18 protein-coding genes and 1 pseudogene are annotated in these 19,703 nt (G+C 69.5%); 15 read left to right on the forward strand and 4 right to left on the reverse strand.

The annotated features are described in order from the left end of the window. Positions 1-99: 99 nt before the first annotated feature. The 10 genes and pseudogenes from PGN23_RS18285 (at position 100) to PGN23_RS18330 (ending at position 7,658) form a co-directional block, all read left to right on the forward strand. Positions 100-1,002: a glutathione S-transferase family protein gene (locus tag PGN23_RS18285; RefSeq protein ID WP_335304528.1), complete on the forward strand. Its 903-nt coding sequence runs from the start codon at positions 100-102 to the stop codon at positions 1,000-1,002. A gap of 506 nt (positions 1,003-1,508) precedes the next feature. Next, positions 1,509-2,468: pseudogene (locus PGN23_RS18290) on the forward strand (proton-conducting transporter transmembrane domain-containing protein); the annotation flags it as partial. A gap of 664 nt (positions 2,469-3,132) precedes the next feature. Continuing rightward, positions 3,133-4,137 (forward strand): hydrogen gas-evolving membrane-bound hydrogenase subunit E, encoded by a 1,005-nt coding sequence (gene mbhE, locus PGN23_RS18295; protein WP_335304652.1) that lies wholly within the window; start codon positions 3,133-3,135, stop codon positions 4,135-4,137. Continuing rightward, complete coding sequence (locus tag PGN23_RS18300; RefSeq protein WP_335304653.1) at positions 4,134-4,475, forward strand: Na+/H+ antiporter subunit C; 342 nt, start codon at positions 4,134-4,136, stop codon at positions 4,473-4,475. The genes mbhE and PGN23_RS18300 overlap by 4 nt, the downstream gene beginning before the upstream one ends. Then, a complete protein-coding gene (locus tag PGN23_RS18305; protein WP_335304529.1) occupies positions 4,472-5,995 on the forward strand; it encodes a monovalent cation/H+ antiporter subunit D in 1,524 nt (507 codons plus the stop codon). Before PGN23_RS18300 ends, PGN23_RS18305 begins: the two co-directional genes overlap by 4 nt. Continuing rightward, the gene (locus tag PGN23_RS18310; RefSeq protein ID WP_335304530.1) at positions 5,992-6,480 is read left to right on the forward strand and encodes a Na+/H+ antiporter subunit E; all 489 of its coding nucleotides are present in this window, start codon (positions 5,992-5,994) and stop codon (positions 6,478-6,480) included. The genes PGN23_RS18305 and PGN23_RS18310 overlap by 4 nt, the downstream gene beginning before the upstream one ends. Beyond that, complete coding sequence (locus PGN23_RS18315) at positions 6,477-6,746, forward strand: K+/H+ antiporter subunit F (RefSeq protein WP_335300735.1); 270 nt, start codon at positions 6,477-6,479, stop codon at positions 6,744-6,746. The genes PGN23_RS18310 and PGN23_RS18315 overlap by 4 nt, the downstream gene beginning before the upstream one ends. Further along, positions 6,743-7,156, forward strand: a complete 414-nt coding sequence (locus PGN23_RS18320; RefSeq protein ID WP_335304531.1) for a Na+/H+ antiporter subunit G — start codon at positions 6,743-6,745, stop codon at positions 7,154-7,156. The genes PGN23_RS18315 and PGN23_RS18320 overlap by 4 nt, the downstream gene beginning before the upstream one ends. Before the next feature lie 137 nt (positions 7,157-7,293). Next, on the forward strand, positions 7,294-7,455 hold the full coding sequence (locus tag PGN23_RS18325; protein ID WP_335300737.1) for a hypothetical protein: 162 nt from the start codon (positions 7,294-7,296) through the stop codon (positions 7,453-7,455). Beyond that, complete coding sequence (locus PGN23_RS18330; protein ID WP_335304532.1) at positions 7,455-7,658, forward strand: hypothetical protein; 204 nt, start codon at positions 7,455-7,457, stop codon at positions 7,656-7,658. Before PGN23_RS18325 ends, PGN23_RS18330 begins: the two co-directional genes overlap by 1 nt. Positions 7,659-7,729: 71 nt before the next feature. Here PGN23_RS18330 and PGN23_RS18335 read toward each other — a convergent pair whose 3' ends face one another. Beyond that, the gene (locus tag PGN23_RS18335) at positions 7,730-8,641 is read right to left on the reverse strand and encodes a Gfo/Idh/MocA family protein (protein ID WP_335304533.1); all 912 of its coding nucleotides are present in this window, start codon (positions 8,639-8,641) and stop codon (positions 7,730-7,732) included. Between the two features lie 102 nt (positions 8,642-8,743). Here PGN23_RS18335 and PGN23_RS18340 point away from each other — a divergent pair, with 102 nt between their 5' ends. Both PGN23_RS18340 and PGN23_RS18345 read left to right on the forward strand, forming a co-directional pair. Further along, positions 8,744-10,549 (forward strand): IlvD/Edd family dehydratase, encoded by a 1,806-nt coding sequence (locus PGN23_RS18340; protein WP_335304534.1) that lies wholly within the window; start codon positions 8,744-8,746, stop codon positions 10,547-10,549. A 1-nt stretch (position 10,550) separates the two neighbouring features. Further along, positions 10,551-11,414, forward strand: a complete 864-nt coding sequence (locus PGN23_RS18345) for an SMP-30/gluconolactonase/LRE family protein (RefSeq protein ID WP_335300741.1) — start codon at positions 10,551-10,553, stop codon at positions 11,412-11,414. A gap of 38 nt (positions 11,415-11,452) precedes the next feature. Here the strand turns inward: PGN23_RS18345 and PGN23_RS18350 are convergent, their stop codons facing one another. Next, positions 11,453-12,181, reverse strand: coding sequence for a FadR/GntR family transcriptional regulator (locus PGN23_RS18350; protein ID WP_335300742.1), 729 nt, complete (start codon positions 12,179-12,181; stop codon positions 11,453-11,455). Positions 12,182-12,282: 101 nt separating this feature from the next. Here PGN23_RS18350 and PGN23_RS18355 point away from each other — a divergent pair, with 101 nt between their 5' ends. The 3 genes from PGN23_RS18355 to PGN23_RS18365 are packed head-to-tail and all read left to right on the forward strand — an operon-like array spanning position 12,283 to position 15,363. After that, positions 12,283-13,881 carry a sodium/sugar symporter gene (locus PGN23_RS18355; RefSeq protein ID WP_335300743.1) on the forward strand — a complete coding sequence of 533 codons (1,599 nt, stop codon included), beginning with the start codon at positions 12,283-12,285 and terminating at the stop codon, positions 13,879-13,881. Position 13,882: 1 nt separating this feature from the next. After that, positions 13,883-14,743, forward strand: a complete 861-nt coding sequence (locus tag PGN23_RS18360; RefSeq protein ID WP_335300744.1) for a 2-dehydro-3-deoxygalactonokinase — start codon at positions 13,883-13,885, stop codon at positions 14,741-14,743. Continuing rightward, on the forward strand, positions 14,740-15,363 hold the full coding sequence (locus PGN23_RS18365; protein WP_335300745.1) for a 2-dehydro-3-deoxy-6-phosphogalactonate aldolase: 624 nt from the start codon (positions 14,740-14,742) through the stop codon (positions 15,361-15,363). The genes PGN23_RS18360 and PGN23_RS18365 overlap by 4 nt, the downstream gene beginning before the upstream one ends. A 407-nt stretch (positions 15,364-15,770) precedes the next feature. On the opposite strand, the gene PGN23_RS18370 is transcribed toward PGN23_RS18365, so the two are convergent. Beyond that, a complete protein-coding gene (locus tag PGN23_RS18370) occupies positions 15,771-16,886 on the reverse strand; it encodes a glycoside hydrolase family 53 protein (protein WP_335300747.1) in 1,116 nt (371 codons plus the stop codon). Further along, complete coding sequence (locus PGN23_RS18375; RefSeq protein ID WP_335304535.1) at positions 16,886-19,390, reverse strand: TonB-dependent receptor; 2,505 nt, start codon at positions 19,388-19,390, stop codon at positions 16,886-16,888. Before PGN23_RS18375 ends, PGN23_RS18370 begins: the two co-directional genes overlap by 1 nt. Between the last annotated feature and the right edge of the window lie 313 nt (positions 19,391-19,703).

Raw genomic sequence — 19,703 nt, forward strand, 5'->3', positions numbered from 1 at the left:
GCGACGCGATGATATCGTACGCGATCGGGCACCCTGCCGCCATGGCGCGAGCGGTTTCACGGACGCGCACGTCCGCGACCGGATGATGGGAGATACGGGTTGGATATCCTGCTGCACCAGTACGACACCTCGCCCTTCTCCGAGAAGGTCCGCGTCTGCCTCGGCATCAAGGGCCTGGTGTGGCGTGCGGTCGATCAGCCCGTCATCATGCCCAAACCCGATCTGATCGCGCTGACCGGCGGGTATCGGCGCATCCCGGTGATGCAGATCGGGGCGGACATCTATTGCGACAGCGTGCTGATCGTCCGTGAACTGGAGCGTCGCTATCCCACGCCGACGCTCTTCCCGACAGGTACGGCGGGGATGGATCACGCCGCGGCGCAATGGACCGACCGCGGCATGTTCCAGGCGGCGGTGACCGTCATCTTCGCCGGGCTGGGCGACGCGGTCGATGCCGAATTCATCAAGGATCGCGAAGCCATGAGCGGACAGCCGTTCGATCCCGCGGCGATGCGCGCCGCCGTACCGCATATGGCGGCGCAGCTGCGTGCGTATGCGGCGCTGATCGACGAGCAGCTCGCCGACGGTCGCGCCTATCTTTCCGGCGACCGGCCGGGACTGATCGATGCCAATGCCTATTACAACCTGTGGTTCGTCCGCGCGTCCTACCCGCCCGCGGCCTCGGCGTTCGGGGACCTGGCGCATCTGGCGGCGTGGATGGAGCGCGTCGCGGCGATCGGCCACGGCGACCGCTCCTCCGCCACCCGCCCGGAGGCGATCGCCGCGGCGCGGGCGGCCAGCCCGCAGCCGGGCGAGATCGACGACCGCGACGCGGCGCTGGCCGGGCGGAACGTCGTCATCGCCGCGACGGATTACGGCCGCGACCCGGTTTCGGGGGTCCTGATCGGATCCTCGCCCCACCACGTCGCCATCAGGCGCGAGAGCGACGAAGCGGGAACGGTCGCGATCCACCTGCCGCGGATCGGATATGCGATCCGGTGAACCGCGCCGGCGGCTCGGTCGGCAGCCCCCTCGCCCGCAATTCCGCCGTCGCCGGTGGCATGGGCGGACGGCGGGGTTGTGAACGCGCCGGCGGTCTGCGATACGACGAACGGGTGTTCGCGACAGGCTGTGCGGGCAGGTTCTCAAGCGTTGGTCGGGCCGCCAGCGTGGGAACGCCTGCGCCTGGAGCATCCGCCTGTCCGTGCCACCCCTTGCGACCGCCCTCGCTCGCCTGACGCGCGCCGACACCCCCGTTGCGACGGGATCGGGCGGCGCGCGTCGATGTGTCTCGACCCGCAACGTCGTCTAGGGGACCGGGCGTGTCGTTGCTGGCCTTGATCCTCCTGCCGTTCCTGACGGTCGTCGCCCTGATGGCGATGCGGCGGGCATCCCGCGGCGTTCATATGTCGCTCGCCGCGATCGGCAGCGCGGGCGGCCTCGCGATCCTGCTGTCGCAGGCGGGCGAGGTTCTTGCCGGCCGGATCCCCCGAACGACCATCGCGTGGATGCCGACGCTGGGCCTCAATTTCAGCCTCTGGCTCGACCCGCTGGCGCTGCTGTTCGCAGGGTTGATCCTCGGCATCGGGCTGCTCGTGGTGATCTATGCGCAGGGTTATCTCGGCAAGGAAGAGCCGACCGCGCGGTTCCTGTCCTTCCTGATGCTCTTCCAGGGCGCGATGGTCGGCATCGCCGTATCCGGCAACGTGCTGCTCATGCTCGTATTCTGGGAATTGACCAGCCTCGCCTCGTTCCTGCTGATCGGCTTCTGGCGCGATCGGGCGGACGCGCGACAGGGCGCGCGGATGGCGCTGACCGTCACCGGCGGCGGCGGGCTTGCGCTGATCGCGGGTCTGATGCTGCTGGGCAAGGCGGCGGGCAGCTACGACCTGGCGACCATCCTGTCGCGCGGCGACCTGATCCAGGCGTCGCCGCTGTACCCCGCGATCCTGATCCTGATCCTGATCGGGGCCTTCACGAAGTCGGCGCAATTCCCGTTCCACTTCTGGCTGCCGCACGCCATGGCGGCGCCCACGCCGGTGAGCGCCTATCTCCACGCCGCGACGATGGTGAAGGCGGGGGTGTTCCTGCTCGCGCGGCTGTGGCCGGTGCTCTCGGGCACCGACTGGTGGTTCGCCGTCGTGGCGCCGGTCGGGCTGGTGACGATGCTGTTCGGCGCCGGCGTCGCGCTGTTTCGCTACGACCTCAAGGCGATCCTCGCCTATTCGACGATCAGCCAGCTGGGGTTGACGGTCATGCTGCTCGGCTTCGGCACGGCCGCGGCGGTCGCGGCAGCGATCTTCCACATCCTGAACCATGCCGCGTTCAAGGCGGCGCTGTTCATGCACGCAGGCATCGTCGACCACGAAACCGGGACCCGCGACCTTCGTCGCCTGGGCGGTCTGGCGGCGATCATGCCGCTGACCGCGACCCTGGGGGTCCTGGCGGCCGCGGCGATGGCGGGCCTGCCGCCGCTCGGCGGGTTCATCTCCAAGGAGATGATGCTGGAGCAGAGCGCCGGGACGATATGGGCCGGGCAGTCTTTGCTGGTGCCGGTTCTGGCGACGATCGCGGCGATGCTGTCGGCGGCCTATTCGCTGCGCTATGCGGTGGCGCTCCATTTCGGGCCCCGCGCGACCGGCGAGACGACCGCGCCGCACGATCCCGGCGCGACGCTGCTCGGTCCGCCGGCGATCCTCGGCGGGGTGGCACTCGCGCTCGGCCTGCTGCCGATGACACTGGCGGCGCCGCTGGTCGCGGCGGCCAGCGCCGCGGTGACGGGCGGCGAACGGCCGGACCTGCATCTGGCGCTGTGGCACGGCGTCAACCCCGCGCTGTCGATGAGCCTGGGGGCGGTCGCGATCGCCGTTCTGCTGCTGTGGCGCCATCGCGTCATTGCCCGCGGCGTCGCCCGCCTGCCGTCGCCCGACGCCAGGCGTCTGTTCGACCGCGGCACGACCGCGGCCGTGGGGGGGCTGCGTCGGCTGTCGAACGCGCTCCACGCCGCGTCGCTGCAACGATATCTGGCGGTCCTGCTCGTCGTCGTGATCGCGCTCGGGGTCGAGGCGGGGGTGGCGCCTCGGCGTGCCCGCCGGGGGGCGGTCGACGACGCCCGCCTCACCCGCGGCGATCGTGGCCTGGGCAGCGCTGGTCGTGGCCACGGTGGCGGTGCTGGCGGTCGACCGGCGTCGCTATCTCGCCCTCATCTTCATCAGCGTCATCGGGCTGGTGATGGCCCTGGCGTTCATCCACCTCTCCGCGCCCGACCTCGCCCTGACGCAGATCGCGGTGGAGGTGGTGACGATCCTGCTGATGCTGCTGGCGCTCCACCTGCTGCCGGGCGGTCCTCCCCGCCTGTCCGGCGTCACCCGGCGAGTGCGCGACGGCGCGATCGCGGTGGTCGGGGGGATCGGCACGGGCTGGCTCGCCTGGGCGATCATGACCCGGCCGGAACGTGCGGGGATCTCGCGCTTCCATTGGGAGAACAGCTATACCGGCGGGGGCGGGACCAATGTCGTGAACGTCACGCTGGTGGACTTCCGCGCGTTCGACACGCTCGGCGAGATCATCGTGCTGGGGATCGCGGGCCTTGCCATCTACGCGCTGCTCGAACCGGCGGCGCGCGGTGCCGCGGGGCGGCGGCTGCGGACGTGGCGTTCCGACGACCGGCATTCGCCCGAGCGGCATCCGATGATGTTCCTGATGGCGACCCGGTTGCTGCTGCCGCTGGCCTTGCTGGTCGGCAGCTACATCTTTCTGCGCGGTCACAACCAGCCGGGCGGCGGCTTCATCGCCGCGCTGGTGTTCTCGATCGCCATCCTGCTGCAATATCTGGCCTCGGGATTCGACTGGACCGACGAACGGCGCAAGTTCGGCGAACATGCCCTGATCGGGGCCGGGGTCCTGATCGCGGTCGCGACGGGGGCCGGAGCGCTGCCGTTCGGCGCGCCTTTCCTGTCGAGCAGCTTCGGCCATTTCCACCTGCCGCTGATCGGCGAGTTCGAATTGGCGACGGCGATGCTGTTCGACCTGGGCGTCGCGTGCGTCGTCGTGGGTGCGGTGATGATGGCGCTGGCGCAGCTCGCGCATGTCGCGCAGCGCGCGGCGCGGCACGACGACGACGGGGAACCGGCATGACGCTGGAGTTCCTCGTTGCCTCCGCCATCGCGATGCTGGTGGCGGGCGGCATCTATCTTGCCCTGCGCGGACGTACCTTTCAGGTGGTGCTGGGACTGACGTTGCTGTCGTATGCGATCAATCTGTTCCTGTTTGCGATCGGCCGACTGGTCGTCGACCGCCCGCCGCTCTGGTCCGCGGACGTGACGGAGCACGCCGACCCCCTGCCCCAGGCGCTGGTCCTGACCGCGATCGTCATCACCTTCGGCATGACCGCCCTCACCATCATCCTGTCGCTGCGCAGCTATCTCGAAAGCGGATCGGATCAGGTCGACGGCGACCGGGACGATGCAGCATGACGCTGTCCGATCATCTGCCGGTCGCCCCCGTGATCGTGCCCGCGATCGTCGCGCCGGTGACGATGCTGCTGATGCGCCGTCACCGCGACATCGGCCGGTTGCTGTCGCTGGGAGGATGCGCCGCGCTGCTGGCCGCGGCGATCGCCCTGTTCGGCGTGACGCAGGACGACGCGATCCGCAGCTATGCGCTGGGGGCATGGCCGGCGCCGTTCGGGATCGTGCTCGTGCTCGACCGGCTGTCGGCGACGATGCTGCTGGCGGCGGCGACGCTGGCGGCGGTGGTGCTGCTGCACGCGATCGTCACCGGCGCGGATCGCAAGGGCTGGCATTTCCACGCGCTGTTCCATTTCCAGCTTCTGGGCATCAACGGCGCGTTCCTGACCGGCGACCTGTTCAACCTCTTCGTGTTCTTCGAGGTCCTGCTGATCGCGTCCTACGGCCTGATGCTGCATGGCCAGGGTGCGCTGCGGCTGAAGGCGGGCGTCGCCTATGTGGTCGTCAATATCGTCGGATCGGCGCTGTTCCTGGTCGCGCTCGGCCTGCTCTACGGCCTTACCGCCACGCTCAACATGGCGGATCTGGCGGTGCGGGTCGCCACCCTCGGGGAGGAGGATCAGGGGCTGCTGCGTATCGCGGGCCTGTTGCTGACGGCGGTATTCGCGCTGAAGGCGGCGGCGGTGCCGCTCCACCTGTGGTTGCCGCGCACCTACGCCGCGACGATGCCGGTGGTCGCCGCACTGTTCGCGATCATGACCAAGGTCGGCGTCTATGCGCTGATCCGCACCGTCCCGCTGATCTTCGGCGCGACCGCGGGTGCGGCGGCGTGGGTGCCCGCGCCCTGGCTCCTCCCATCGGCGATCCTGGGTGCCGTCGTCGGGTTCGTCGGCGTGCTCGTGGCGCGGGGAATGCGCGAGCAAGCGGCGTTCGCGATACTGGCATCGACCGGCACGCTGCTGATGCCCGTGTCGATGTGGCGGGAGGCCGCGCTGGCCGCCGCGCTCTATTACATGGTGCAGGCGATCGTCGCGGGCGCGGCGCTGTTCCTGGTCGCGGACGCGACGATGCGGCGGCGCGGCCAGTATGCGGACGCCCTGGTACCCAGCCCACGCTTTGCCGGACAGGATGCCGCGGGCCTCTCGTACCTCGTCGCGGCGATCGGCACCGTGGGATTGCCGCCGCTCGCCGGCTTCGTCGGCAAGCTGTCGATCCTGGACGCGAGCTTCGCCGGCCCCGGATGGCCCGCGATCTGGTCGACCATCCTCGGCACGACCCTGATCGGCGTCGTCGGCTTCTCGCGCAGCGGATCCTCCCTGTTCTGGAAGACGGCGGCGCCGGATGCCGAAGCCGTGGCCGTGGTGCCCCGGTCGCGCGCCGACTTCATCGCGCCGGCGCTGCTGCTGCTGCTGCTGGGGGCGCTGAGCGTCTGCGCAGGCTGGGCGGAGGCGCAGACCCGTGCCACCGCCGCACAGGTCATGGCGCCGGAACGCTACGTGGCCGCGGTCCTGGGGACGGCACGATGAGGCGGCTGCTGCCCCATCCCGCGCTGTCGGCGATGCTGCTGACCGTCTGGCTGCTGATGGTGAACGATGTCACGGTCGGCGGGATCGTGCTGGGGGCGGTCTTCGCGCTGGTCCTGCCGAAGTTCACCCAGCCCTTTTGGCCGGACCGCCCCCGGATACGCTTCCGCCGAGCCCTTCTCGGCTATCTGGCGATCGTCCTCCTCGACATCGTCGTCGCCAATTTCCACGTCGCGCGGCTGATCCTGTTCCGCCGCAACCGCGATCTGCGCTCGCGCTGGCTCACGGTACCGATCCGGCTGACCACGCCGGAGGCCATCACGATGCTGGCCGGCACGATCAGCCTGACGCCCGGTACGGTATCGTCGGATGTATCGGCGGACGGCCGCTTCCTGTTGGTCCACGCGCTGGACGTCGCCGACGAGGCGGCGGAGATCGCGCGCATCCAGATGCGCTACGAAGCACGCCTGCAACGGATTTTCGCATGATCGGCATCGCTCTCCACCTGGCGGCGGGCTGCATCGCGGTCGCGCTGGTGCTGAACCTCTGGCGGCTTCTGCGCGGACCCGCGCTGGGCGACCGCATCCTTGCGCTGGACACGATGGTCATCAACGCGATCGCCCTCATCGTCCTGATCGGCATGATCGGCGGCACCGATTCCTATTTCGAGGCTGCGTTGCTGCTGGCGATGGTCGGTTTCGTGAGCACCATCGCCTATTGCAAGTTCATCCTGCGCGGGGACATCGTGGAATGAGCGTGCTGGCCAACCTCGTCATCGTCGCGCTGCTGGTGCTGGGCGGCGGGTTCGCCCTGATCGGCAGCTGGGGCCTCGTGCGCTTGCCATCGACGATGGAGCGACTGCACGGGCCCACGAAGGCGACGACCCTGGGCCTGGGCGCGCTGCTGCTCGCCTCCGTCGTCCATTTCCAGGCGCGGCTCGGCATCTGGACCGCGCACGAGCTGCTGATCTCGCTGTTCCTGTTCATCACCGCGCCGATCTCGGCCAACATGATCGCCAAGGTCCACCTGCACCGCACGCGCGCCGGTGCCGACGGCGAGCACGACGGTATCGCCGGTCGGCCGCAGCGTCCCGGGGGAGATGCGGACTGGGCGACGTTCGAGGCGCCGAAGCGGGGCACGCCCGCGTCGACGGCGAGCGACTGAGCCGCCGTGACGATCAAGGGCCACCGTCCAAACTACCACCTCTATCGCCGATGTCTTGGGACGCACTGCACCAAAACGATACCGAACGTGACACTGGAGACTATCCATCCAATGGAAACTTACATTAGTAATGCAGGATGGAGCTGGATGATTTATATGAGGTTGCCATCCGACCCGAGCGGGAGTTCGAGGGCAAGTGGGGCATCCGCCTGCTGGAAAGCGGGGAGTGGATCCCCGTTACTTTCCGCACCGAGGATGACGCCCGCGAGGCGGTCGCCGCAGCAGGCAGAACGGATTGATGCAGCGCGGAGAAGGGTTTTCGGTGATCAATAATCCGTATTCCGAGGGTGTGGCCGCCCGGGCGTCGCAGCGCATGCGCGTGGAAGATTGTCCCTACACCACGGAATTGATGCAGCAGGAGCGCGCGGATTGGCTGCGCGGCTTCGGCTCCATCGATCATCCGGGGGCGTCGTCGGCTTTCCCGCGCCGACCCGAGCAATAGGCCGCGCGCGGCGAATCGCCCGGCATCGGCTTGCGTCAGCCACCCGCCGGCCGTCGGGGCCACGTGGCATGTCACCAGGAGAATGTCGCGGTCGATCGGCGACGGCCGATCGCGAGGGCGTCGGCCACCAGACGGCTCGGCTCGTCGTCCAGATCCGATCGCCCGTCGTCGATCAGGCCGGCGAAACGCCGGTAGAGACGCGGATATTCCTCGTTCGGGTATGAACGGCGCTGGCCGTCGAGGAGCAGGACGCGGCCCCCGTCGTCCAGCCGCAACACGCCGTCGTCACACTCCACCACGATCGTCCAGCACGGCGCGTCACGCTCGAGGAAATCGAGCGACATGCGCCCGTCGGCATCGCCGCAGGCCAGCCCGACCTCCGCGGCGATCGGGCTTTGCCGGTCGTTCGGGATCGCCAGGTCGGCCTGCGTCACGAGCAATCGGCCGGGCAGGATGGCGGTGGCGATCGACAAGGCGTTGATCGCGGGGTCGAACACGCCGAAGCCGCCGGCGTCGAGGATCCAGTCCTGCCCGGGATGCCAGCGGCGGATATCCTCCTTCCAGTCGATCCGGATCCCCGACACCCGGCGCGATGCGAGCCATGCGCGGGCCGGCTCCACCGCGCCCGCGGCGCGCGAATGCCATGCCGCGAAGAGCGTGCGACCGGCCGCGGCGGCCGCCTCTCGCAACAACGCCACCTCCCCCAGCGTCGCCGCAGGCGGCTTTTCCAGCAGCACGTGCAGCCCCGCCCCGAGCGCCTTGGCGGCCAGCGCGGCGCGCCCCTGCGGCGGGGTGCAGATGGCGACGGCGTCGAGCGTCGGACCGGCGCGCAGCAGATCGTCCAGCGTCGCGAACGCCGGCACGCCGTCGATCCCGCCGCACGGGTCCGCGGTCGCCGCCAGCGTGAACGCCGGGTCGTTTTCGATCGCCGGGACGTGGCGATCGCGCGCGATCTTCCCGACCCCCACCAACGCCACCTTCATCCCGTATCGCTCCAATTATCGTACAAATGTCTTCCTAGCTGCGTGCCGATCGGCTATCAACCGCCGACATCGCCGCCGCATGGCCATTTGACGAGAGACCGGATGAGCAACGACGACCTGCCGCCAGAGGCCCGGCATCGCACGGGGTTGCGCTCGCGCGCCTGGTTCGACGATCCCTCCAACCCCGACATGACCGCGCTCTATATCGAGCGCTACCTGAACTACGGGCTGAGCCTGGAGGAGCTGCAGTCGGATCGCCCGATCATCGGCATCGCGCAGACCGGCAGCGACCTGGCGCCGTGCAACCGGCATCACCTGATCCTGGCGGATCGCGTGAAGCAGGGTATCCGCGACCGCGGCGGCATCCCGATCGAATTTCCGATCCACCCGATCCAGGAAACCGGCAAGCGCCCCACCGCCGGGCTGGACCGCAACCTGGCCTATCTCAGCCTGGTCGAGGTACTTCACGGCTATCCGATCGACGGCGTCGTGCTGACGATCGGGTGCGACAAGACGACGCCCGCCTGCCTGATGGCCGCCGCGACGGTGAACATTCCCGCGATCGCCCTGTCCGTCGGGCCGATGCTGAACGGCCATTACCAGGGCCAGCGCACCGGGTCGGGGACGATCGTTTGGAAGGCGCGCGAGCTGCTGGCCGCGGGCGAGATCGACTATAAGGGCTTCATCGAACTGGTCGCGTCCAGCGCGCCGTCGACCGGCTTCTGCAACACGATGGGCACCGCGACGACGATGAATTCGCTCGCGGAGGCGCTGGGCATGTCGCTGCCCGCCTCCGCCGCGATCCCCGCGCCGCACCGCGACCGGCAGCAATGCGCATGGGAGACGGGGCGTACGATCGTCGAGATGGTACGCGCCGACCGCCGTCCGTCCGACATCCTGACCCGCCCGGCCTTCCTGAACGCGATCCGCGTCAATTCGGCGATCGGCGGCTCCACCAACGCGCCGATCCACCTCAACGCGATCGCGCGTCACATGGGGGTCGAGCTGTCGCTGGCCGATTGGGAGGAACAGGGGGCGGGCATCCCGCTGCTGGTCAACATGCAGCCGGCGGGCCAGTATCTCGGTGAGGATTTCTACCGCGCCGGCGGCGTTCCGGCGGTGATGGCACAGCTGCTCGCGGCCGGGCTGATCGATGGCAGCGCGCTGACCGCCAACGGCGCGACGGTTGCAGAGAACGTGGCGGGCGCGACCATCGCGGACGAGGATGTGATCTACCCCTTCGATCGCCCGCTGAAGCCGGCCGCCGGGCTGACCGTCCTGTCGGGCAACGTGTTCGACGCCGCGGTCATGAAGCTGTCGGTCATCTCCGACCAGTTCCGCGGCATGTACCTGAGCGATCCCGAGGATCCCGATGCCTTCACCGGCACCGCCGTCGTGTTCGACGGACCGGAGGATTATCACGCCCGGATCGACGACCCCGCCAGCGGGATCGACGAACGCTCGATCCTGGTGATGCGCGGCGCGGGTCCGGTCGGCTACCCGGGCGGCGCTGAGGTGGTCAACATGCGGCCGCCCGCCGCGCTGATCCGCACCGGGGTCCATGCGCTCCCCTGCCTGGGCGACGGGCGGCAATCGGGTACCAGCGGCAGCCCGTCGATCCTGAATGCCGCCCCCGAAGCGGCGGTCGGCGGCGGCCTCGCGCTGCTGCGCTCCGGCGACCGGATGCGGATCGACCTGAAGGCGAACCGCGTCGACATGCTGGTCGACGAAGATGAACTGGCGCGCCGCCGGGCGGAGCTGGAACGCGTGGCGATCCCCGCCTCGCAGACGCCGTGGCAGGAGATCCACCGCGACACCGTCGGCCAGTTCGACACCGGCGCGGTCATCGAGAGCGCGGTCAAGTATCAACGGATCGCCGAGCGCGGCCTGCCGCGCGACAGTCACTGAGATGGTCGCCGCGGTAGCGGGCAGCGGACGGGCGACACTGGGCGAGGGGCCGCTGTGGTCCGGCCGCGAACGGGCCGTCTACTGGGTCGACATACTGGGGCGGTGCGTGCGGCGGCTGGCGCTGGCGGACGGCACGGTGACGGCATGGGACATGCCCGCGCCGACCGGCTGGATCATCGAGCGGCAGGATCGCGCCGGCTTCATCGCCGGCACGGCCACCGGCTTCGTCGAACTGCTGCTGCCCCCGGGTGCCGCGCCGGTCGTGACCCCCATCCACGACCCCGAGCCCGACCTGCCCGCCAACCGCATGAACGATGCGAAGGCGGACGCCGCCGGTCGCATCTGGGCCGGGACGATGCCGTTTTCGTGCCAGGGGGAGACGGGCGCCTTCTATCGGCTCGACCCGGACTTCAGCTGCCGCCAGGTGGATGCACCCTATACGATCGCCAACGGCCCCGCGATCGCGCCGGACGGCCGGACGATCTTCCACACCGATACCGCGCGGCGCACCATCTTCCGGTTCGACGTTCACGACGACGGCACGCTCGGCCGACGGGCGCCGCACATCGTGTTCGACGAGGCATGGGGCAGCCCCGATGGCATGACGCTGGACGCCGACGGCTGCCTGTGGGTGGCGCATTGGGGAACCGGGCAGGTCAGCCGCTTCGATCCGCCGGGCGCACGGATGCGGTCGATCGCGCTGCCCGCGTCGCAGATCACCAGCATGACCTTTGCCGGCGACGGGCTCGACCGGATGTTCGTCACCTCCGCCGCGGACGGATGCGATGACGAGCCGCTGGCCGGCGCGCTGTTCGAGGTCGATCCGGGATGCCGCGGGCTGCCGACCCAGCGGTTCGGCGGGTAGCGGACGCCTGCCACCCCGGCCACGCCTGTCGATCGGGCCTAGTCGCGCTGGTCGCCGATCAGGTCGAGCACGTCGCCGATGATGCGCCGCATCGCCCGGCGGCTGGCATCGGCGTCGCGGGTCGCGATCGCATCCGCAACGGCGGCGTGATCGGCGATGTTGGCCGAGCGCCCCTTGATGCGGTTGGTGAAGCGGATCGACGTGTGGAGCGCCGTCGCCACCACGGTGCGGAACTGGGCGTAGAACGGGTTGCCCGACGCCTGGAGGATCGCGACGTGGAAGGCGATGTCGGCCTCCAGCGGATCGCCGGTGCCCGATTCGGCCGCCGCCATCCGCGCCAGCTCGGCGCGGATCGCCGCCATGTCCGCAGCGGAATGGAACTGCGCCGCCAGCGCCGCCGCCTCCGGCTCGATCGCGATTCGCAGCTGGTTGAACTGGCGCAGCAGGTCGACCGAGAATTTGCGCTCCAGCAGCCAGCGCAGCACGTCGGTGTCGAACAGGTTCCACTGCGACGCCGGGCTGACGACCGTCCCCTGCCGCGGCCGGGCGGTCACCAAACCCTTCGCGGTCAGCATCTTGACCGCTTCCCGCGTCACCGAACGGCTGACCCCGTACGCCTTGGCGATCTCCGCCTCGGTCGGGAACGGGCGCGTTTCGTAGCGGCCGATGACGATCGCCTTGCCCAGCGTGTCGAGCATCCCGTGCGTCAGGTTGCGGCCGAGATCGTGCTGCAAGGCGCGATCGGATGTGGTGTGCCCCCTCTCCATAATGCTTCTTCTGCGCCAAGCTATGCGCCATGTGAAGTCGTCGGACTGGACTTGCACAATTTATCGTATAATTCAGCAGCAGCTTGGGGAGGAACGGCGCGATGACGCTCTCGACGATCGATCTGGCGGTGGTGATCGCCTATGCAGTGGGCATCTTCGCGCTGGCGCAGTGGGTGAGCCGCGACAAGGCGGGCGAGACGAAGGACTCCTCGGACTATTTCCTGGCGTCCAAGTCGCTGCCGTGGTGGGCGATCGGGGCGTCGCTGATCGCGGCGAACATCTCCGCCGAGCAGATCGTCGGCATGGCGGGGTCGGGCTATGCGATCGGGCTCGCCATCTCCTCCTACGAATGGATGGCCGCGCTCACCCTGCTGATCGTCGGCAAGTGGTTCCTGCCGATCTTCCTGAGGAACGGCATCTACACGATGCCGCAATTCCTGGAGCAGCGCTACGGCCCGAACCTGCGCACGCTGATGGCGGTGTTCTGGCTCGGGCTGTACGTCTTCGTGAACCTGACCTCGATCATCTGGCTGGGCTCGATCGCGGTCAATCAGGTGGCGGGCGTCGACCAGGACGCGGCGCTGATCGCGCTGGGGCTGTTCGCGCTCCTCTATCAGCTGCGCGGCGGGTTGAAGGCGGTGGCGCTGACCGACATCGTCCAGGTGACGCTGCTGGTCTTCGGCGGGCTGTGCGTCTCGGCGATCACGCTGTCGCGGATCGGGGGCGCGGGCGGCATCATCGGCGGGTTCGCGCGGTTGCAGCAGGTCGCGCCCGAACATTTCGAGATGATCCTGTCGCCCGACAATCCCTTCTACAAGGACCTGCCCGGCATTTCGGTGCTGATCGGGGGCATGTGGATCGCGAACCTGAGCTATTGGGGGTTCAACCAATATATCATCCAGCGCGCGCTGGCGGCCAAGGACCTGCCCGAGGCGCAGAAGGGCATCGTGCTGGCGGCGTTCCTGAAGATGCTGATGCCGTTCGTGATCGTCGTGCCCGGCATCGCCGCCGTCGTGCTGGCGCCCGACCTGGCCAAGCCCGACCAGGCGTATCCGACGATGCTGCGGCTGTTGCCGCCGGGGCTGCTGGGCCTCGTCTTCGCCGCGCTGGTGGCGGCGATCGTCGCCTCCACCGCGTCCAAGATCAACTCGATCGCGACGATCTTCACGCTCGATCTCTATGCCAAGCGCAAGGGCGCCGCGACCGCCGCAGAGGACGGCGCGGCGAAGGACCCGGCGACCGAGCGGCGGCTGGTGATGGTCGGGCGCATCGCCGCGGCGGTGGCGATCGTGCTGGCGATGGTCACCGCGCGCCCGCTGCTGGGCAAGTCGGACCAGGCGTTCCAGTACATCCAGGAATATACCGGCTTCTTCACGCCGGGCATCACCGTCATCTTCCTGATGGGGCTGTTCTGGCGCCGCGCGACGGAGGCCGGCGCGCTGACCGCGGCGGTCGCCTCCTTCGTGCTGTCGCTGGTGCTGAAATCGGCGCTGCCGGCGCTGCCGTTCATGAACCGGATGGTCGTGGTCTTCGTCGCCGCCGCCGCACTCGCCGCGATCGTCTCGCTGCTGCGCCCGCAGGCGCGCGAGGCGAACCGCGTCGTCACCGGCGACGTCAGCTACGCCACCACCACCGCGTTCAACGTCGCCGCCCTGGGCGTCCTGGCGATCCTCGTCGCCCTCTATGCGACATGGTGGTGAGATGAGGTTCCTCGCCGTCGACTGGGGCACCACCAACCGCCGCGTGTTCGCGATCGACGACGGCCGCGTCGTCACCACCGAGCGCGACGATCGCGGCGCATCGGTCGTGGAGGACTTCCCCGCCGAGATCGCCGCGATCCGGGCGCGGCACGGGGACCATCCGCTGCTGCTCGCGGGCATGGTGGGATCGAATATCGGGTGGCGCGCCATGCCCTACGTCCCCGCGCCCGCCGGACTGGCGGAGGTCGCCGCCGCGGTCGCGCAAGTGGCGCCGGGGGTCCGGATCGTGCCGGGCGTCTCGTACCGCGACGCGCGGCGCGGCGACGTGATGCGCGGCGAGGAGGTGCAGTTGCTGGGCGCGGTCGCCGCCGGACAGGTGCCGGCGGACGCGCTGCTGTGCCAGCCGGGCACGCATTGCAAATGGGCGACGATGGCGCAGGGGCGGATCGCCGCCTTCGTCACCGCGATGACGGGCGAGCTGTTCTCGCTGCTGCGCACGCACGGGCTGCTGGCGCGCCAGCTGACCGGCCCGGTGAGCGACGGCGCTGCGTTCCGCGACGGCGTGGCGGAGGGGGCGCGCGCCGACCTGGCCGCCAGCCTCTTCGGCATTCGCGCCGCCGCGCTGCTGGGGATGCGCGACGATGCGGCGGCGGCCGCATATGCCAGCGGGCTCCTGATCGGCGCCGATGTGGCGCAGCGACTGGCGCAGGCGCGCCACGACCTCGTCCACGTCCTCGCCGATCCGGCGCTGGGCGGGCTGTACGCCGCCGCGATCGAGACGCTGGGGCGCCGCGCCGCGATCGTCGACAGCAACGCCGCCTTCGTCGCCGGAATCACCCGCATACAGGAGCTTGCCGCATGACCCACCTCGCCGCCTTCGACACCGCCTTCGCGCATTGCCCGTTGATCGCGATCCTGCGCGGGGTGCGCGTGGACGAGGTGGTCGCGATCGGCGAGGCGCTGGTCGCGGCGGGGTTCACGATCATCGAGGTGCCGCTGAACTCGCCCGACCCGCTCGCCAGCATCGCCGCGCTGGCGCGCGCGCTGAAGGGGCGCGCGGTCGTCGGCGCGGGCACCGTGCTGCGCGTCGAGGATGTGGCGGCGGTGCAGGCGGCGGGCGGTACGGTCATCATCGCGCCCAACGCCAACCCCGCGGTGATCGCGGCGGCGGCGGCGCGCGGGCTGGTCGCGCTGCCGGGGGTGGCGACCCCGACCGAGGCGTTCGCGGCGCTCGACGCGGGCGCGGCTGCGCTGAAGCTGTTCCCGGCGGAGGCCGCGTCGCCCGCGGTGCTGAAGGCGATGCGCGCGGTGCTGCCCAAGGCGGTGCGGGTGCTGCCGGTGGGCGGCGTGACCCCGGAGGGGATGGCGCCGTGGCGCGCGGCGGGCGCGGCGGGGTTCGGGCTGGGCTCCGCGCTGTACGCGGCGGGGATGACGGCGGACGAGGTGGGCGCGCGGGCGGCGCGATTCGTCGCCGCGCTGTGAGCGGAAGTTGACAAAGTTGACGCCACGTCGGCGCCGGAAGCGGGTTCGTGCGGGGGTGTCGCGGGCGGCGTGAGCTGGGCGGGGGTCGACGGGCGCAACACGATCCGGCGGGCATGCCTGATGACGGGGCGTGTAGGACAGCGGTTTTCCGGAACGTCATCCCGGGCCTGACCCAGGACCTCTGCGAACGTCGTGGATCGCTTGACGATGTCGCCGTTCCCCGGCGCAGGCCGGGGTCCAGCTGGCGTGGCTTTTCCGTCTGTTACCGCCGTCCCCCAGCTGGGCCCCGGCCTTCGCCGGGGAACAAGGAACCGAGTTTCGCAGAGGCCTCGATCAAGTCCGGGACGACGCGGGATGCGGCCGCCTTGCGCCCGCGCCGTCGTCCCCGCGGAGGCGGGTGGACGGCGCTACTTCGCCGTCGCGCCCCGGCGGTAGTCGTGCGTCAGGAAATCGAACGCCGGCAGCGCCTCGTGCCGCCGGTAGTCGAACCAGGCGGCGTTTTCCCAGTTGGAGCCCTTGCCCCACCGCGTCCCGCAGCGGGTCGACACCCAGTTGGGCTCCCAATAGACCACGCCGACGCCGCCCGCATCGACCACCGTCTGCGTCAGGTCGATGAGATACCGGCGCTGCCCCGCCGGCGTCGCGGGATAGCCCGCCACCAGCGTATCCTCGCCCAGCAGGTTGGGCGAGGTATCGGCATTGGCCATGGTGAAGGGATAGGCCGTCTCCACCACGATCACGTCCGCCTTGTAGCGCGCCTTCACGCGCGCCAGCGTCGCGCCCATCTCGGGCATCGATTGGGTCGACCACTTCTTGTAATAGCTGATGCCGATCACGTCATAGTCGAGCACCCCGGCCGCGGTCGCATCGTCGAACCAGCGCTCGACATTCTCGGGCTGCGCGATGTGGAGCATCACGCGCGGCGCGATCCGGCCCGCCTTCCCCGCATCGCGCACCGCCTTGATCCCGGCGTTGAATAGCGTCGCGTTGCGGGTCCAGTCGATCGCCTTCTTCGGCCCCGCCATCAGTTCCGGGTTGGTTTCGTTGCCGACCTGGACCATCTCCGGCATCAGCCCCTGTGCGTCGAGCCTGCCCAGCACGTCGCGGGTGTAGGCGTAGAGCGCCTTCGCCTGCGCGGGCGTATCGAGCGCCGCCCAGGCGGCGGGCACGATCTGCTTGTCGCCGTCGGCCCAGTCGTCCGAATAATGGAAGTCGAGCAGCACCTGCATGCCCGCCGCCTTCGCCCGGCGGATCGTCTTCGAGACGTCGGCCAGGTCGCTGTACTTCGTCCATTTCGCATCGTTCCAGATGCGCACGCGGACGATGTTGCCGCCCTTCTTCGCGAGCAGCGCGTACGGATCGACCGGCTTTCCGCCGCTGCGATAGACCGCGCCGCAATCCTCCATCTCGTTGACGTAGGACAGGTCCGCGCCGAGGTAGAGCGGCGGCACCGGAGCGCGTGGTCCCGCGAGCGCCGGGGTGGCGGCCAGCAGCGCGGCGGCGGTGAGGAGCGCGCGGCGCATCAGAAGCTGAACCCCACGCCCGCCAGGAAGCGGCGGCCGAACTTCTCGTACCGGCCCTGCAGGCGGCGGTCGCCGTAATAGGTCTCGAACGGCTCGTCGGTCAGGTTGTTGGCCTGGAACAGCAGGCGCACGCCCTTCAGCGCGCCGGCGCCGAATTCGTAGCTGGTCTGGAAATCGAGCACGCTTTCGGGCGCGGTGAACAGGATGCGGTCGGTATCGCCCAGCTCGGTCGCGTAATTGGAGCGGTAGCGGAAGGCGACGCGCGCCTCGAACCCCGCCTTGCTGTAATAGAGCGTGGCGTTGGCGACATGCTTCGACAGGCCGGGCAGCTGGATCGCGCCGATGGCATTGTCGTTCTCGGTCACCGAGATGTTGCTGTCGGTATAGCTGTAGTTGAGGTACGTGCCGAAGCCGTCGAACGGCGCGGGCAGGAAGGTGAACGCCTTCTGGAACAGCACCTCGACGCCCTTGATCGTGCCGCCCGAGCCGTTGATCGGCCGGCGGAAGGTGCCCTCCACCGGGTTGCCGTTGGCATCGTTGACGAAGATCGGCGTGACCTGCTGCGCGATATAGGTGCTGAGGTCCTTGTAGAAGCCCGAGATGGTCAGCGCGCTGTCGCGGTCGAAATACCATTCGACGGTGGCGTCGAGCTGCTTGGCGCGGAACGGCTCCAGCAGCGGGTTGCCGCCGAACGCGGACGGCGCGCCGAAGGTGAAGACGCCGAACCCGGCGCTCAGATCGTCGAGCGGCGGGCGCGCGAGCGCCTGGCTGGCGCCCAGGCGGATCTGGAGCTTGTCGGTCGGCTTGAACGTGAGATTGAGGTTGGGGAGCCAGTCGGTGAATTCGTTCGTCACGCGCACGGGCACCGCGGTCTGCGAGGTCGGGTCCTGATCGATGCGGATCGAGCGCGAGTCGGTTTCGGTGCGGATGACGCGCAGCCCGACGTTGCCGTTGAAGGGCAGGCCGAAGAGGTTGCCCTCCAGGTCGACCTGCGCATAGCCGGCGTAGGTCTTCTCCCCCACCTGCCAGCTGGAGCGCTGGTCGAAGAAGGATTGCGTCGGCGCGATCGGACCGAACAGCGTCGTGACCGCCTTCAGGATGTCGATCGACTGGACGGCGGGCAGCCCGGCATAGGCGCCGGAGAAATTGTAGGTGCCGTTCAGCAGCGACGCGGGGGTCGCGGTGCGCTGCGCCGGATCGATGAAGCCGAACTGCGTGCGCTGGGTATAATCCTTCGATCGGTCGGTGTAGCGCGCGCCGAAGCGCAGGGCCGCGAGCGGGCCGCGGCCGATCTGGCGCGTGGCATCCAGGCTGGCGGTCCACAATTCGTCGTTGATGAGCGGCGCGCCGCCGCCGTTCTCCGGGATCTGGAAATCGGCGATGCGGAAGGCGGACGGATCGGCGAGGTTCGCGTTGATCGTCATCGCCGGCACGCTGTCGTTGCCCGAGCGGAAGGTGGTGGTGGGCGCGAAGCCGAACGGCTCGGTGCGCAGCGTCAGGAACTGCTGGTCGCGGTGCGTGGTGGAATAGCCGACGTCGGCGGCGATCTCCCACCCCTCCGGTCGCCACTTGGCGTTCAGGCCGCCGGCGTAGAGATCGTCCTCGAAGAAGAACAGCTCGTTCACGCCGCGCACGACCTGGCCGAAGCTTTCGTTGCCGGGGAAGACGGTGGTGGTGATGCCGGTCACATAGTCCTGCGTGCCGCCGCCCGCCTGCGGGATCGTCACCGCGCTGACGCCGCTCTGGGTGTTGCCGAACGGCAGGTTCTCGACGCGGAAGCCGCGCTGCGTCTCGTCGAACTTCACCTTGCTGTAGAAGAAGTCGCCGTTCAGCTCGAAGGCGCGGCTGGGCTTCCACTGGAGCGCGGCGAGCGCGCCGTGGCGGATGTCGTCGCCGCCGCGCGCCAGCCCCTCGAACCCGAAGGGAATGTTGTCGTTGCCCTGCCCGTTGCCGTTCAGGTCGGCAAAGCTGTTGGTGTAGCGGAAGATGTTGGTGCGCACCGTCGCGACCGACTGGCGCCGCCCGGAATAGCCGACCGCGATGCCCAGCGTGTCGTCGAGCAGCTGCGTCACCACCGAGGCGCTCGCGATACAGCCCCAGGGGCTGGTGTCCTGCACCTTTTCGGCCAGGTCGCTGTAGATCGCGCGCGCGTTCAGCACGACCTTCGTCTCGGAGAAGTCGAGCGGGCGCAGCGTGCGCAGGTCGACCTGGCCGGCGATGGCACCCTCCACCTGCGCGGCGGTCGGCGACTTGAAGACATAGGCGCCGTTGATGAGCTCGGCGGGATATTGCTCGTACCGGACGTTGCGGCTCGCCTCCGCGGAGACGATCTCGCGCCCGTTGAGCAAGGTGTTGACCAGGTTCGGCCCCATGCCCCGGATCGAGATGGCGGTGCCGTTGCCGCGGTCGCGGTTGGTGGCGAGGCCGGGAAGACGCGCGAGCGATTCGGCGATGCTCGCCTCCGGCAGCTTGCCGATGTCCTCCGCCGCCAGCACCTCCTGCACGCGGGTCAGCGGCGCGCTTCGCGTTGATCGCGGTGCGCAGCGACTGGCGATAGCCGGTGACGACGATCTCGTCGCCGTCCGCGGCCGGAGTCGCGGCGTCGGTCGTGCCGCCCTGGCTGCTCTGCGGTGCGGCGTCCGACGCCGGTGCTGCCGTCTGCGCCTGCGCCTGCGCCTGCGCCTGCGCCTGCGCGGCCAGCGTGCCGATGCTCGCCGCGGCGAGCAGGAATGCCTTCGAAATCACGGTCGTCCTCCCCTGTCGGCCCCTCTTGCGAGCGCCCGACGTTTTTGTATGATAAATCAGCCAGCCGTGGCA

Origin of the sequence: Sphingomonas adhaesiva, from assembly GCF_036946125.1 — a bacterium.
In the GTDB taxonomy this organism is placed as follows: domain Bacteria; phylum Pseudomonadota; class Alphaproteobacteria; order Sphingomonadales; family Sphingomonadaceae; genus Sphingomonas; species Sphingomonas adhaesiva_A.

What these genes read in the sequence shown, in the direction of transcription:
- PGN23_RS18320 (WP_335304531.1), top strand. Translation starts at nt 6,743, where the DNA reads ATGAGCGTGCTGGCCAACCTCGTCATCGTCGCGCTGCTGGTGCTGGGC.
- PGN23_RS18350 (WP_335300742.1), bottom strand. Translation starts at nt 12,181, where the DNA reads ATGGAGAGGGGGCACACCACATCCGATCGCGCCTTGCAGCACGATCTC.
- PGN23_RS18315 (WP_335300735.1), top strand. Translation starts at nt 6,477, where the DNA reads ATGATCGGCATCGCTCTCCACCTGGCGGCGGGCTGCATCGCGGTCGCG.
- PGN23_RS18310 (WP_335304530.1), top strand. Translation starts at nt 5,992, where the DNA reads ATGAGGCGGCTGCTGCCCCATCCCGCGCTGTCGGCGATGCTGCTGACC.
- PGN23_RS18325 (WP_335300737.1), top strand. Translation starts at nt 7,294, where the DNA reads ATGGAGCTGGATGATTTATATGAGGTTGCCATCCGACCCGAGCGGGAG.
- PGN23_RS18370 (WP_335300747.1), bottom strand. Translation starts at nt 16,886, where the DNA reads ATGCGCCGCGCGCTCCTCACCGCCGCCGCGCTGCTGGCCGCCACCCCG.
- PGN23_RS18345 (WP_335300741.1), top strand. Translation starts at nt 10,551, where the DNA reads ATGGTCGCCGCGGTAGCGGGCAGCGGACGGGCGACACTGGGCGAGGGG.
- PGN23_RS18340 (WP_335304534.1), top strand. Translation starts at nt 8,744, where the DNA reads ATGAGCAACGACGACCTGCCGCCAGAGGCCCGGCATCGCACGGGGTTG.
- PGN23_RS18360 (WP_335300744.1), top strand. Translation starts at nt 13,883, where the DNA reads ATGAGGTTCCTCGCCGTCGACTGGGGCACCACCAACCGCCGCGTGTTC.
- PGN23_RS18305 (WP_335304529.1), top strand. Translation starts at nt 4,472, where the DNA reads ATGACGCTGTCCGATCATCTGCCGGTCGCCCCCGTGATCGTGCCCGCG.
- PGN23_RS18330 (WP_335304532.1), top strand. Translation starts at nt 7,455, where the DNA reads ATGCAGCGCGGAGAAGGGTTTTCGGTGATCAATAATCCGTATTCCGAG.
- PGN23_RS18365 (WP_335300745.1), top strand. Translation starts at nt 14,740, where the DNA reads ATGACCCACCTCGCCGCCTTCGACACCGCCTTCGCGCATTGCCCGTTG.
- PGN23_RS18355 (WP_335300743.1), top strand. Translation starts at nt 12,283, where the DNA reads ATGACGCTCTCGACGATCGATCTGGCGGTGGTGATCGCCTATGCAGTG.
- PGN23_RS18335 (WP_335304533.1), bottom strand. Translation starts at nt 8,641, where the DNA reads ATGAAGGTGGCGTTGGTGGGGGTCGGGAAGATCGCGCGCGATCGCCAC.
- PGN23_RS18300 (WP_335304653.1), top strand. Translation starts at nt 4,134, where the DNA reads ATGACGCTGGAGTTCCTCGTTGCCTCCGCCATCGCGATGCTGGTGGCG.